Source organism: Hydrogenophaga intermedia, from assembly GCF_023715105.1.
Classification (GTDB): domain Bacteria; phylum Pseudomonadota; class Gammaproteobacteria; order Burkholderiales; family Burkholderiaceae_C; genus Hydrogenophaga; species Hydrogenophaga intermedia_A.
Genome location: NZ_JAMBNO010000011.1, coordinates 172,726 through 186,593, shown reverse-complemented (window position 1 = coordinate 186,593; position 13,868 = coordinate 172,726). Strand labels below are relative to the sequence as shown.

Genomic DNA, 13,868 nt, shown 5'->3' with positions numbered 1-13,868 from the left:
GCGTGGAGAAGGTGGAGACCGGCAGCAAGCTGGTGGCCGACGCGGGCCAGACGATGAGCGAGATCGTGGGCTCGGTGCAGCGGGTGACGGACATCATCGGCGAGATCACGGCCGCGGCGGGCGAACAAAGCGACGGCATCGGGCAGGTGAACACGGCGGTGAGCCAGCTGGACCAGATGACGCAGCAGAACGCGGCGCTGGTGGAAGAAAGCGCTGCAGCGGCGCAGAGCCTGAAGGATCAGGCGACCCAGCTCGCCACGCTCGTCGGCCGTTTCCGTACCGTGGCCTGAGGGCACATCCGGGGGCACACCTGGGGGTTTGTGGCGGCGACGCGGGCCGCCTGCCTATACTCTCCCCCGGTCGGGTTCTCCGGGAAGGCGACGTGCCCTGACCCGGGCGATCCCGCCACGGAGATCGCCATGAACGCCCGCCTGCCCCAACCCCTTCCGCTCGAACCGACCGCGCTGCAAGCGCACGTCGATGCCGCCTGGCGCGAGCGCATCGTCCCGGCCCTGGTCGACTACATCGCCGTGCCGGCCAAATCCCCCGCCTTCGACAGCGACTGGGCGGCCCACGGCCTGCTCGAGCGCGTGCTGCAGTCCGCGGCCGACTGGGTGCGTGCCCAGCAGGTGCCGGGGCTCACGCTCGAGGTGATCCGCCTCAACGACGCGCAGGGCAGGCCACGCACGCCGGTGCTGTTCTTCGAGGTGCCGGCCAGCGCCGGCCAGGACGGCACGCCCGCCCCCACGTCGGGCCAGACCGTGCTGATGTACGGCCACCTCGACAAGCAGCCCGAGTTCACCGGCTGGCGCAGCGACCTCGGCCCCTGGACGCCCAAGATCGACGACGGCAAGCTCTACGGGCGCGGCGGCGCCGATGACGGCTACGCCGTCTACGCCAGCATCGCGTCGGTGCAGGCGCTCAAGGCGCAGGGCGTGGCCCACCCGCGCATCGTCGGCCTGATCGAGACCTGCGAGGAAAGCGGCTCGGGCGACCTGCTCCCCTATGTGGACGCGCTGCGCACGCGCCTGGGCGATGTCGGTCTGGTGATCTGCCTGGACAGTGGCGCCGGCAACTACGACCAGCTCTGGCTCACCACCAGCCTGCGCGGTATGGCCAGCGGGGTGCTCAAGGTCGAGATCCTCACCGAGGGCATTCACTCCGGCGACGCGTCCGGCCTGGTGCCGTCGAGCTTTCGCATCATGCGCCAGGTGCTCGACCGGTTGGAGGACAGCGCCACCGGCCGCCTGCTCCCAGCGAGCTTCCATTGCGAGGTGCCGGCCGAGCGCGTGGCGCAGGCGAAGGCCACCGCTTCGATCCTGGGTGAGGAAATCTACAAGCGCTTTCCCTGGGCCCACCACGACTGCGGCGGCAGCACCTTGTTCGCGCTGCCCACCACCACCGACCCGGTGGAGGCCCTGCTCAACCGCACCTGGCGGCCCACGCTCAGCGTCACCGGCGCCGAAGGCTTCCCCGCACTGAAAGACGCCGGCAACGTGCTGCGCCCCTACACCGCGTTCAAGCTCAGCCTGCGCCTGCCGCCGCTGGTGGACGCGCCGCGCGCCGTGCAGGAGCTCAAGGCGCTGCTGGAAGACAACGCGCCGTATCAGGCCAAGGTGACCTTCGCGCCCGAGGGCGCGGCCAGCGGCTGGAACGCACCCGCCACCACGCCGTGGTTCGAGCAGGCGCTGCAGGACGCCTCGCAGGCGCACTTCGGTGCGGCCTGCGGCACCATCGGCCAGGGCGGCACCATTCCGCTCATGAACATGCTCAGCCAGGGCTTTCCCACCGCGCAGATGATGGTCTGCGGTGTGCTCGGGCCCCGCAGCAACGCCCACGGGCCCAACGAGTTCCTGCACCTCGACTACGCGCGCCGGCTCACGGCCAGCGTGGCGCAGGTGATCGCGCGCATGCCTTGACGCTGCGTGCGAGGCTGGTCGTCACAACCCATCAAGAACAAGAATGACCGACACCACCCAAGCGCCCTTCACCGCCCGCGACGGGCACAACCTCGCGATCTTTGATTGGCCACTGCCCAAGGGCTTACGCCCGCGCGGCGTGGTGCTCATCGTCCATGGGTTGGGCGAGCACGCGTGGCGATACAACGACCTCGCGCTGCAACTCAACGACTGGGGTTTCGTCGTGCGCGCCTACGACCAGCGCGGCCACGGCGACTCCAGCGGCGCGCCCGGCGTGCTGCCCGACGAGGACGCGCTGATCGAAGACCTGTTCGAGGTGGTGGACGACACGCGCAGCCGCCTGGCCGAGCGCTGGGAGTGCCCGCTCATCCTGCTCGGCCACAGCATGGGCGGGCTGGTGGCCTCGACGTTCGTGCAGCGCGCGATGGCCCCCATCGACTTGCTGGTCCTGTCTTCCCCCGCGCTGGACACGGGCCTGTCGGCCGTCAAACGCAAGCTCATCGGCCTGATGATGACCGTGGCGCCCGACAAGCCGCTGGGCAACGGGCTCGATGCCAGCAAGATCTCGCACGACCCCAAGGTGGTGGCCGCCTACCGCAAGGACCGCCGCGTGCACGACCGCATCAGCGCGCGCCTGGCGCGTTTCATCGACGAAAACGGCCCGATCGTGATTCGCGCGGCGCGGGAATGGGCCGTGCCCACGCTGTTGATGTACGCCGGCGACGACCACCTGGTGAGCCCCGCAGGCAGCGCCGCCTTCGCCGCCGCCGCGCCGGCGAACGTGGTGCACGCGCGCCGCTTCGACGGCCTGTACCACGAGATCTTCAACGAACTCGAAAAAGCACCGGTGATGTCGACATTGCGCGCTTGGCTGCAGGTGCACGCGCCGGCGCAAAAGGCCTAGGAAAGGTCTGCACAACCTCGGTCCAACCTACCTGTGTGATGTGAGACATCACCGCCATGAAGCAAATGAGCCTGGGCGAGAGCGGATACGAGCGCAAGCCCAAGAGGACGCGCAATCGCGAGTTCCAAGAACAGCGGCGGCGAGTGCGACCCCGAGATGTATCAGACCCAGAAGGGCAACCCATGGCACTTCGGCATGAGGGCGCACCCTGGTGTGGATGCCGACGCAGGCCTGGTCAAGCTCGAACACGGCAAGCCTGGCAATCAGGCCAAGGTGGAGCACCCGTTTCTGGTCATCAAGCGCCAGTTCGGGCATGTGAAGGTGCGCTACCGGGGGCTTGCCAAGAACACGGCGCAGCTGCTCAACAGGCCTGCTGCTGGGCGCGAATCGGCCCTTGAGCGACCGAATCAATGCACCAACGCGCCGCAACCCGCGCACTCAAACAGCCCTAATCAGCGCCGTGTTGGTGCATCGAAGCGGGTCGGCATTCATGTCGGAACCGGACGAAGTTCATTGCTACCAAGATTGGATTTTCTTGAAGGTAGCCAAATGATCTCAATCGAATACCGAGAACTCATAAGGTCGTTATGCGAGGAGGCCGACCTGCAATCCTGGGAAGACATCTACAAGGACGGTGAGATCCGCGTGGATGGTCTCGACATAGCGCTGGTCCACGACGAAGTAGATGCGCCCGACTTCCTGAGCATATACATCGACCTGTGCGTGAATGCGCCGCAAGACAGTTTGAAACATCGCCTGCTGGAGCACAGCATGACGTCGCATCCATCGCAAGGCTGCTTCGGTTTTTTGCCGATGACCGACAAGCTCCTTTATCGCGTGAACCTTTCGTGCAGTTCAGTCACCACTGGTGCGAAGTTGCTCTCCCTTCTTCGATTCCATCTCGATGCCGCGCAACGCGGATTGGCCGCGTGCAGCGCGGCGATTTAACCCTTCACGGAGATATGCCCCATGATCAGCATCAGCAGCGCTCGCTTTCTCGTCGCGACCCCCACATCCACCTCCAAATTCAACAATCTGACCCGCTCGTCTGCACAGGGCGAACTCCACGCCCGAATCAAAAACCAAAGATTCTTCTCCGATGACGCCAAGCCGCGTTTCGCCCCGGGCATCAAGGCTGGGGAGACAAGCCGGATGTTGTCGCCGCGCCCGACCGCGTTGCGCATCGAGACCGGATCCCCGGACAACGTTCGCCAGATCGTTTCCTTCTATGACCAACTCGGAAATGCTGATTTCGAACAGCGGTTCCACGGACCGAAGGCTGAAACCGGGTTCGATGAAGCGATGACGGCCAATGTCAATTCGGCGAACCAGATGCTGTCTTTCGACGGGGACCAGCTGATCGGCGTGGCCGAAGTCGGGTTTATTTCAGACCATCTGTGCGATCTGGGCATCGTGGTCGATTCGCATGCGCGAGGTCACGGCGTGGGCAAAGAACTCGTCCTCTGCGCGAAGGAGTTTGCACGCAGCAAAGGCATGCAGGTCATGGTGGCAACGACCAAAGGCGGAGCCCGCAACCCTGCGGTCGTAAAGCTGATGCAAGCCTGCGGGTTTCAGGCGGTGAACTGCAAGGACCCGAGCGGCGCGACGGACAACGTCCGCTGGGAGGCGAAGCTGACCGGCGACACCAACCCGAACCCGCAAGAGCTGTGAAGCGATGGCGGCGGAGACTCTGAAAATCGGCCGACGAAGTCAGGAAAGGCCGGGACAACCTCGGGCCAGCCAGCACCCGGTGCCGAAGGGTGGGCGCCCACCGTTTGCGGTTGAAACCATGCTGCGCCTCCACTTCCTGCAGCAGTGGTTCAAGCTGTCGGACCCGGCGATGGAAGAGGCGCTGTACGACACAGCACTGTTTCGCGAGTTTGCCGGGCTGGCCATGGGCTCGGACCACCTGCCCGTTGAGACACCATCCCGCGCGTCCGCCCGCTGCTGGAGCGGCGAACGCTTTTGCGGGCTGCTCGGGGATGAGTACGTGCGCAGCGGCCCAACAAGCCTGCTGCGGGGCGCGAATCGGCCCCCGAACGACCAAAATCGCGACCCAGTTGCCACCTTCTGAAAGCTCGTGCGTCAGCACACACCACGACGGGTGTTGTTCGGGCCTTGCCTAGCGGCGCAGCAGGCCGCCGAGCAGGCTGCCGAGGTCGGGCCCACCGGCGTTGTCCGCGGCCGAGGGTCCACCCATCAGGCTGCCCAGCGCCGACATCGGGTCGATGCCGCCCGCGCCCGCTTCGGGCACGCGGCCTTGCGGCGTGAGCTGGTCCACCAGGCCCGGCAGCACCTGCGCCAGCACCGACGACGCCTGCTGGCCGTTGCCGCCCAGCAGGCCGCCGAGGACGCCCATGAGATCGGGCCCGAGCGCGCTGCCCAGCGCATCGGGTGAGACGGGTTGGTTCGCGCCCATGCCCACCCACGATTGCGCGGCCTCACCCAGGCCGCCGGCCTGCAGCTTCGCGAGCAGGCCTTCCAACCCACCCGACTGCTGCAGCAGTTGCTGGACCAGCGCCATCAGCTGCGGCAGGTCGATGCCCCCCGCGCCACCCTGACCGCCCGCGGCAGCGGACCCCAGCAAGTCATCAAGCAATCCCATGGTGTTCTCCCGGTGTGCGCGCCACAGTGGCAGGCATCAGGCGGCATTCTGGGCGCCGCGCTGGCGCCGGGCAAGCCATAGCAGGGCCGCCCCCAGCAAGGCCACCGGGAACAGCGAGCCGATGTTGAGCCAGGCCCAGCCCTGTGTGGTGACCAGGGCGCCAGAGGCGAAGGAGGTGACGGCCATGGTGGCAAACACACCGAAGTTGATGGCGGCCTGCGCGCGGTCCTTCTCCTCGGGCCGCCACGCGTGCAGCGCCAGCGTCGTGCTGCCGGTGAAGAGGAAGTTCCAGCCCACGCCGAGCAAGAAGAGCGCGATCAGGAACTGGTGCAGGTCCACGCCCGAGAGCGCAATGGCGATGCACGCCAGGTTGAGCACCACACCCGTGCCCATGATGGGCAGCACGCCGAAGCGCTTGATGAGGTGGCCCGTGAAGAAGCCGGGCGCGAACATGCCGATCACGTGCCACTCGAGCACCAGCGCGACGTCTTCGAAGGGCAGGCCGCAGACCTGCATGGCCAGTGGGGTGGCGGCCATCAGCAGGTTCATCACGCCGTAACCCAGGGCGGCGCCCACGGCCGCCACGATGAATACCGGCTGGCGCGCGATGACCGACAGCGGGCGTCCCGGTGATGCGCCCGCAGCGCGTGCCGGCACCGGCGGAAAACGCAGGAAGGCCATCACCGCCATCGATGCGAGGGCCACCACCGCCAGCGCAAGGTAGGCACCCGCGAACGGCGTGGCGGTGAGGCCGCGCGTGTGTACCGCGAGGTTGGGGCCCAGCACCGCGCCGAACAACCCGCCCGCCAGCACCAGCGAGACCGCCTTCTCGCGAAACGCCGGTGCCGAGAGTTCGGCCGCTGCGAAGCGGTAGAGCTGGCCGTTGGCGCTGTAGTAGCCCGCGATCACCGTGCCCGCCACCAGCCACCAGAAGTTGCCCAGCGCCACCGCGGCGGCGCACAGCAGCGCCGACAACAGCGCCACCGCCAGCCCGAGCTGGAACGAAGCCTTGCGCCCCAGGCGCTGCTGCGCGCGCGCCACCAGCGGCGTGCTCAACGCCCCGCCCACCACGTAGCCCATCACCGGCAACGTGGCCATCCAGCCCAGCGGCGCCAGCGACAGCCCCACCAGCCCGTTGATGGTGATGAAGACCACGTTGTTGGTCATGAAGAGGCCTTGGGCAGCGGCCAGCAACCAGAGGTTCTTGTTCATAAGCTCCCGTTTATACAGGCGCGCTGTGCACGCGCCGCGCCACTGTGTCGCTGCTGGTCGCCGCGGCTCAGCCGATGGCGAGCGTGAGCGCGGCCAGCGCCGCGGTCTCGGCCCTCAGGACGCGTGCACCCAGGGTGACTGGCGCGAAGCCCACCGCACGGGCCTGGGCGTCTTCGCCGGCCGAGAGACCGCCTTCGGGACCGATGAGCACCGTGATCGGCGCGCCACCGGCAAAGGCCTCGCGCGCGGGCACGCTGCCTTCGGCCAGCGAAAGCACAGCGCGCCCGCCAACGGCCTGCGGCAGGAAGGCGGCGAGGTCTTGCACCGGCTCGACCGCGGGCAAGCGGTTGCGTCCGCACTGCTCGCAAGCGGCTTGCGCAACCGCCCGCCAGTGGGCCTGCTTCTTCTGCGCGCGCTCACCCGCCAGGCGCAGCACACCGTGCTGCGTGTGCAGCGGCACGATGCGCGTCACGCCCAGCTCGGTGGCCTTCTCCACCAGCCAGTCCATGCGCTCGTTGGCCGGCATGCCGATGGCCAGCGTGACGGCGCGCGCAGCCTCGCGTTCCACGGCGTCGTGCGCCGTCACGCGCACCACCACGTCGCTGCGGCCCATGCGCAGCACGGCGGCCTGCCATTGGCCGCCCTGGCCGTTGAACAGCGTGATGCCCTCGCCCGGCTGCAGGCGCAGCACCTGCACATGGCGGGCTGCGCCGGGTGGCAGCGCGAGCTCGGCCCCGGGGCTCAGCGTGGCGTCACAGAAGAAGCGCGGCATGGCGTCACGTGCGGCCGAAAGCCCAGCCGCTGGCGGCCTGCAGGCCCTCCACCTCATCGATCAGCCGCAGCAGCGGCGCCAGCTCGCGATAGCGGTGGGCGGTGGCGCGGATGTAGGCGATGAAGCGCGGTGCGTCGGCCAGGTACTTCGGCTTGCCATCGCGCAGGGTAAGGCGCGCGAAGATGCCGGCCACCTTGAGGTGGCGTTGCAGGCCCATCCATTCCACCGCACGGTAGAAGGCGCCGAAGTCGCTGTGCCAGTCCTCGAAGTCCATCAGCCCGAGCTTGCGCGCCTGCTCCCAGTAACGCACGGTGATATCGATGACGAAATCTTCCTCCCACGTCAGGAAGGCGTCGCGCATCAGGCTGGCGATGTCGTAGGTGATCGGTCCGTGCAAGGCGTCCTGGAAATCGAGCACGCCGAGTTTTGTGGCCGGTGTGTCGCCGCGTTCATGCAGCACCATGAGGTTGCGCGGCATGAAGTCGCGGTGCACGTAGACGGTGGGCATCGCGAGCACGCGCTGCACGATGAGATCGAACGTCTTCTGCAGGGTTTGTTGCTGCGTGTCGTTGAGCGCCACGCCCTTGTGCTGCACCAGGTACCAGTCGGGGAAGAGCTGCAGTTCGCGGCGCAGCACGGCCTCGTCATAGGGTGGCAGCACACCGGGGCGGCTGGCCTGCTGCCAGGGCAGCAGTGCGGCGAGTGCGTCGCGGTACAGGCCCTCGTTGGCCGCCGGGTTGGCCGCGTCGATGACGTCGAGCATGGTCTTCGTGCCGAGGTCGTCGAGCAGCAGGAAGCCCAGCGGTGCGTCCCAGGCCAGCACCTGAGGCACCCGCAGGCCGGCTTCGCGCATCAGGCCCGCGATGCGCACGAAGGGTTCGCTGTTTTCCTTGTCGGGCGGCGCGTCCATGACGATGGCGCTGCCGCCCTCGGCACTGTCGAGCCGCAGGTAGCGGCGAAAGCTTGCGTCGGCCGAGGCCGGGCGCAGGGTCGCGGGCAGCAGCCCGTGTTGCGCGGCCAGGGGTACCAGCCAGGCATGGAAGGCCGCCTCGCGCTGCGGGTCGGCCCACGCGACGGTCGTCGGTGACGGGGTCATGGTCGGGGATGGGCGTGTGGGCGCGCCACCGGTTGTGGCGCCAGGGGCCCGTGGAATAATCCGGCGCATTCTACAAACGCCTCTCTCGCCGAAGTGCGCGGCCCGCACGCCGCCGGGCCCGACCTTGAAACGCCGTTCGTTCTTCCCCAGCACCGCTCCCCGGCTCGCCCTGGCGCCCGTGGCCGCCGCGGTGATCGGCGGCTTGGCCGCGGGACCTGTGCACGCGCAGGGTGACGGCTTGGTCCTGCGCCCCAGCCTGCGGTTGCAGGAAAGCCTGACACCACAGGCGCAAAAAGAGGCTTCGGCGCACGTCTCGGGCCAGCGCATCCAGGGGCAGACCGGCTCTGTCACCACGGTCGAGGGCGAGGCCGAGCTGCGCCGCCACGACATGGTGATCCGCGCCGACCGCTTGAGCTACGACGAGCGCAGCAGCGAGGCCACCGCCGAAGGCAACGTGGTCATCAACCGCAACGGTGACCGCTTCAGCGGCCCGTCGTTGCGGCTCAACGTCGACACCTTCGTTGGCCGTTTCGAGAACCCGCAGTTCGAAATCCTGCGCACCGACGGCCGCGGCGACGCGCAGCGCCTGGATTTCGAGGGCGAAGACCGTGCCACCGCCCATCAGGCGCGCTACAGCACCTGCCCGCGCGTGCCCGGTGCCGACTGGATGCCCGACTGGCTCATCCGCGCCCGCAAGATCGAGTTCGACAACGTCGAGCAGACCGGCGCGGCCACCGCCGGCGTGCTGGAGTTCAAGGGCGTGCCCATCCTGGGCGCCCCGTACTTCACCTTTCCGCTCAGCGAGGAGCGCAAGTCGGGCCTGCTGCCACCGGCCATCAACCTGGACAGCCTGAGCGGCTTCGAACTCACGCTGCCCTATTACCTCAACCTCGCGCCCAACTACGACCTCACGCTGTTCCCGACGCTGATGACCAAGCGCGGGATCGACCTGGGCGCCGAGTTCCGCTATCTGCAGCCCAGCTACAGCGGCCGCTTGCGCGGCTCGTTCATGCCGTCGGACCGCCTGCGCGATGACGATCGCTGGGGTTACAGCCTGGTGCACAACCAGCGGCTCACCGAGGCCTTCAACCGGCTGGGCGCAGGCGGCAGCGCGGGGCTGGACCTCAACCTCAACCGCGTCAGCGACGACAACTACTGGCGCGATTTCCCGCGCGCCAACGCCACGCTCACACAGCGCCTGTTGCCCAGCGACGCCCAACTGGCCTGGAGCCAGGGACCGTGGTCGCTGGTCGCGGGGGCGTACACCTGGCAGACGCTGCAGGACATCGAGTCGCCGATCACACCGCCCTACGACCGTGTGCCGTCCGTGTCGTTGGCCTATCAGCGCAGCCTGCTGGACAACTGGCGTTCGGGCGAAACCACGCTGCAACTGCGCACTGAGTTCACCCGCTTCGAGTCCGATCCCACGCTCACAGGCCAGCCGAATGGCGAGCGCACCCTGGCCATCGCGCAGATCGGCCACCGTTGGCAGGCGCCGGGCTGGTTCGTCGAGCCGCGCGCGCGGATGCACCACACGCAGTACCGCTTCGACGGTCCCCTGGCCAACGGCCTGTCGACGGCGACGCGTACCTTGCCCACGGTGGCTTTGGACAGTGGCCTGGTGTTCGAGCGCGAGGCCAGCTATTTCGGCCGTGCATTCACCCAGACGCTGGAGCCGCGCGCCTTCTTCACCTGGACACCGTCACGCGATCAGAGCCTGCTGCCGAACTACGACTCGGGCGCCACCGACTTCAACCTCGCGACGATCTACTCCGAAAACGTCTTCACCGGCAACGACCGGATCTCCGACACCCGCGCGCTCACACTGGGTGTGAGCTCGCGGCTGCTCGACCCGAAGACCGGCGCCGAGATCGTGCGCCTGGGCATTGCGCAGCGCTACCTGCTGCGCGATCAGGACGTGATCCTGCCCAACGCGGCCGGCCAACCGGGCGGCACGCCCGTCACCGAGCGCTTCAGCGACGTGCTCATCGGCGCGCGCGTGCAGTGGAGCCCGCGCTGGCTGTTCGACACCAACTTCCAGTACAACCCGGCCAGCGGCGAGTCGGTGCGCACCACCCTGAGCACCCGCTACACACCCGGACCCTACCGCGTGCTCAGCGCCGCGTGGCGCCTGCAGCGCGGCAGCTCCGAGCAATTCGACGTCGGCTGGCAGTGGCCACTGCGCGGGCTGTTCGGTGATGCGCCCGAGCCGGTGCCGGGCCGCGCGCTGGGCGCCGGACAGTGGTACAGCGTCGGGCGCATCAACTACAGCGTGCCCGATCGCAAGATCGTCGATCTGGTGGCCGGCTTTGAGTACGATGCCGGTTGCTGGATCGGGCGTGTCGTGCTGGAGCGGCTGCAGCGCAGCGCGTCGTCGGCGAACCAACGCATCCTGTTCCAGCTCGAATTCACGGGCTTCTCGCGCATCGGCTCCAATCCCTTGCAGACGCTCAAGGACAACGTGCCGCGCTACCAATATCTGCGCGAGGAAATCACCCCGCCGAGCCGCTTCCAACGCCATGACTGAACGCCTCTTGCTCTCCACCCTGGCCCTGGCGGTCACCCTGGCGGTCGGACCCGTCGCTGCGCAGACCCAGCGCTCGCCCGGTGGCTTGAGCCTGCCGGCGGGCACGGGGGCCGCCTCGCCCAACCGCACCGCGGACTTCATCGTCGCGCTGGTCAACTCCGAGCCGGTCACCAACCACGACGTGCGTCAACGCCTGCGCCAGGTGGAGCAAACCATTGCGCAGCGCAATATCACCAACGCGCCACCACGCGCGGAACTCGTGCGGCAGGTGCTCGAGCAGCTCATCAACGAACGCGCCCAGCTGCAGTTCGCCACCGAGTCCGGCTTGCGCGTCACCGATAGCGAAGTCGATCAGGCCGAACAGAACATCGCCGCGCAGAACCAGCTCAGTCGCGAGCAGTTCCGCCAGCGTCTGGCCTCCGAGGGCATCGATGTCAACCGCTTTCGCAGCGAGTTGCGCCAGCAGTTGCTGCTGCAGCGCGTGCGCGAGCGTGAGGTCGATTCGCGCGTGCGCGTGAGCGACGCTGACATCGACGACTTCATTCGCGAGCAGCAGGCCAACAACGACATCAGCAGCCTGGAGCTCAACCTCAGCCACGTGCTGGTGACGGTGCCGGAGAACGCCAGCGAGGCCCTGGTGGCCGAGCGCCAGGCGCGGGCGCAACGGGTGGCCGAGCGTGCGCGTGCCGGCGAGGATTTCGCCACCCTCGCGCGCGAGTTCTCCGATGCGCCCGAGCGGGTCAATGGCGGCCAGTTCGGCTGGCGAGCGGCCACCCGCCTGCCCGATCTGTTCGTCAATTCCACCCGCGCGCTGGCGCCCGGCGAGATCGCCGGCCCGGTGCGCAGCCTGGCGGGATTTCACGTGCTGCGGGTGAACGACAAGCGGGGTGGCGGCGGTCTGCCGGCCATGAACGTCACGCAGACGCGTGTGAGCCATATCCTGCTGCGTCCCGGCCCCCAGTTGAGCGAGCAGGCCGCGCAGGCGCGCTTGAGCGAGTTCCGCCAGCGCATCGCCGGTGGCCAGGCCAGCTTCGAGGCGCTGGCGCGCGAACACAGCCAGGACGGGTCCGCTGCGGGTGGTGGTGTGCTGGGCTGGGCGAGCCCCGGCATGTTCGTGCCGGAGTTCGAGCAGGCCATGAACCGCCTGCAGCCGGGCGAACTCTCCGAACCCGTCGTTTCGCGGTTCGGTGTACATCTCATCCGCGTCGATGAGCGCCGCACCGTGCCCCTGGCCGAGAACGAGCGGCGCGAGCGCATCCGCAACGTGGTGCGTGCGCAAAAACTCGAAGAAGCGTTGGCGCTGTGGGCTCGCGACGTGCGCGCGCGCGCCTACGTCGAGATCCGCGAAGAACCGCAGCCGTGAAGCACATTGCGCGCAAGCGCTTCGGGCAACACTTTCTCACCGACCCAGGCGTCATTGACGCCATTGTTCGCGCGATCGATCCGCGCCCCGGCGACGCCATGGTGGAGATCGGCCCGGGCCTGGCCGCGTTGACGCAGCCGCTGGTGGAGCGGCTCGGGCGGCTGCGCGTGATCGAACTCGACCGTGACCTCGCCGCACGCTTGCGCCTGCACGGCCAGCTCGACGTGACCGAGGCTGACGTGCTCACGGTCGATTTTTCGGCGCTGCCCGGTGCAGCACCCGGTGCGCTGCGCGTGGTGGGCAACCTGCCGTACAACATCTCCACGCCGATCCTCTTTCACCTGCTCGACCATGTGGCGGTGGTGAAGGACCAGCACTTCATGCTGCAGAAGGAAGTGATCGACCGCATGGTGGCCGCGCCCGCCACGGCCGATTACGGGCGCCTGTCGGTGATGCTGCAGTGGCGCTACGCGATGGAGAACGTGCTGTTCGTGCCGCCCGAGGCCTTCGATCCGCCACCGAAGGTGGACAGCGCGGTGGTGCGCATGGTCCCGCTGGCCGAGCCACCCGCGATCGATCTGAAGCACTTCAGCGCTATGGTGCAGACCGCCTTCAGCCAGCGCCGAAAGATCCTGCGCCACACGCTGGGCAAGTGGCTGGAAGCGCGCAATGCAGCGGGCAACTTCGACCTGCAACGCCGCGCGGAAGAAGTGCCGGTGAGCGAGTACATCAGCCTCGCACAACGTACGCAGGCATGAAAAAGCCCCGACAGGTGTCGGGGCTCAGCCAGTGGCACCACGGATCTGGCTCTGCCAGTCCGTCGGTGCCGCCCCCTTGAGGGGGTGACGCGCCGTCAGGCGCGGCGCGGGGGTGGGTCAGATCAAGCAGCCGCCAGCCAGTAGCCCGCATTGAACGGGCTGCTCATGCGCAGCGCCATCGGGCTCACGTCCAGGATCTTGTCGGTGGGCATGGGCTCTTCGTCCTGCACCTCGATCGGCTCCTCGCCCTTGGGGCTGCGCGCCACCGAGAACGAGTAGAAGCAGCGGAACGGGATCTTGCGCTCGGCCCAGTACTCGGCGGTGTCGCGGAAGATGTCGAGCAGCTGCTCGCGCGCTTCCTTGTCGAACTTGCTGTGTGCGGGGATGTGCTCGAGCACCACGATGAAGCCGGTCTGCGGCCCCGACTTGTGGACCATGTCGGTCATGCAGTCGTACAGGGCGTCGAAGTTCTTGCCGAAGTGCGGCGGCAGTGTGTACTGGGCAGCGATCAGTTCGAGCACGTCTTGCTTGCTCTGCGCCTTGGCCAGGTTGGCGTAGAGGAAGTGGTGACCGAGTTGCTCGGCCGCCGCCTGCAGGTCCTTCACGCCATAGGCGCGAATCGACTGAACGATGTTGGGTCGCACATTACGAAGTGGCGTGTCCATCTCCGCGTCTCTTTCCACAGTCAAAGTTGAAATACCGGTCGCCTTGT

11 protein-coding genes and 3 pseudogenes are annotated in these 13,868 nt (G+C 67.8%); 9 read left to right on the top strand and 5 right to left on the bottom strand.

The features are described from left to right. The 6 genes and pseudogenes from M3149_RS12450 to M3149_RS12425 all read left to right on the top strand — a co-directional run. Positions 1-290, top strand: a 290-nt coding sequence (locus M3149_RS12450; protein WP_251709852.1) for a methyl-accepting chemotaxis protein, incomplete at its 5' end; no start/stop codon positions are given. 129 nt (positions 291-419) lie between these two features. After that, positions 420-1,919: a M20 family metallopeptidase gene (locus tag M3149_RS12445; protein ID WP_251709851.1), complete on the top strand. Its 1,500-nt coding sequence runs from the start codon at positions 420-422 to the stop codon at positions 1,917-1,919. Positions 1,920-1,962: 43 nt separating this feature from the next. Continuing rightward, positions 1,963-2,823 carry an alpha/beta hydrolase gene (locus M3149_RS12440; protein WP_251709850.1) on the top strand — a complete coding sequence of 287 codons (861 nt, stop codon included), beginning with the start codon at positions 1,963-1,965 and terminating at the stop codon, positions 2,821-2,823. A 111-nt stretch (positions 2,824-2,934) separates the two neighbouring features. Continuing rightward, positions 2,935-3,183, top strand: a pseudogene (locus tag M3149_RS12435) (hypothetical protein); the annotation flags it as partial. A gap of 609 nt (positions 3,184-3,792) precedes the next feature. Continuing rightward, positions 3,793-4,494, top strand: a complete 702-nt coding sequence (locus M3149_RS12430) for a GNAT family N-acetyltransferase (protein ID WP_251709849.1) — start codon at positions 3,793-3,795, stop codon at positions 4,492-4,494. A gap of 76 nt (positions 4,495-4,570) precedes the next feature. Then, positions 4,571-4,747: pseudogene (locus M3149_RS12425) on the top strand (transposase); the annotation flags it as partial. A gap of 198 nt (positions 4,748-4,945) precedes the next feature. On the opposite strand, the gene M3149_RS12420 reads toward M3149_RS12425, so the two are convergent. From M3149_RS12420 to M3149_RS12405, 4 genes are all read right to left on the bottom strand, one after another. Continuing rightward, a complete protein-coding gene (locus M3149_RS12420) occupies positions 4,946-5,428 on the bottom strand; it encodes a YidB family protein (RefSeq protein WP_251709848.1) in 483 nt (160 codons plus the stop codon). Between the two features lie 36 nt (positions 5,429-5,464). Beyond that, entirely contained in the window at positions 5,465-6,640 is a 1,176-nt protein-coding gene (locus tag M3149_RS12415) for an MFS transporter (RefSeq protein ID WP_251709847.1), read from the bottom strand. Between the two features lie 67 nt (positions 6,641-6,707). After that, positions 6,708-7,412 (bottom strand): 16S rRNA (uracil(1498)-N(3))-methyltransferase, encoded by a 705-nt coding sequence (locus M3149_RS12410; protein WP_251709846.1) that lies wholly within the window; start codon positions 7,410-7,412, stop codon positions 6,708-6,710. Positions 7,413-7,416: 4 nt separating this feature from the next. Then, positions 7,417-8,508 carry an aminoglycoside phosphotransferase family protein gene (locus tag M3149_RS12405; protein ID WP_251709845.1) on the bottom strand — a complete coding sequence of 364 codons (1,092 nt, stop codon included), beginning with the start codon at positions 8,506-8,508 and terminating at the stop codon, positions 7,417-7,419. A gap of 124 nt (positions 8,509-8,632) precedes the next feature. On the opposite strand from M3149_RS12405, the gene M3149_RS12400 reads away from it, so the two are divergent. From M3149_RS12400 to rsmA, 3 genes are read left to right on the top strand one after another with little or no spacing between them, the layout of a single operon-like run. Next, a complete protein-coding gene (locus M3149_RS12400) occupies positions 8,633-11,035 on the top strand; it encodes an LPS-assembly protein LptD (protein WP_251709844.1) in 2,403 nt (800 codons plus the stop codon). Next, the gene (locus tag M3149_RS12395; protein WP_251709843.1) at positions 11,028-12,398 is read left to right on the top strand and encodes a peptidylprolyl isomerase; all 1,371 of its coding nucleotides are present in this window, start codon (positions 11,028-11,030) and stop codon (positions 12,396-12,398) included. The genes M3149_RS12400 and M3149_RS12395 overlap by 8 nt, the downstream gene beginning before the upstream one ends. Further along, entirely contained in the window at positions 12,395-13,156 is a 762-nt protein-coding gene (gene rsmA / locus M3149_RS12390; RefSeq protein ID WP_251709842.1) for a 16S rRNA (adenine(1518)-N(6)/adenine(1519)-N(6))-dimethyltransferase RsmA, read from the top strand. Before M3149_RS12395 ends, rsmA begins: the two co-directional genes overlap by 4 nt. Positions 13,157-13,425: 269 nt before the next feature. Here rsmA and M3149_RS12385 read toward each other — a convergent pair. Next, positions 13,426-13,821: pseudogene (locus M3149_RS12385) on the bottom strand (barstar family protein); the annotation flags it as partial. Between the last annotated feature and the right edge of the window lie 47 nt (positions 13,822-13,868).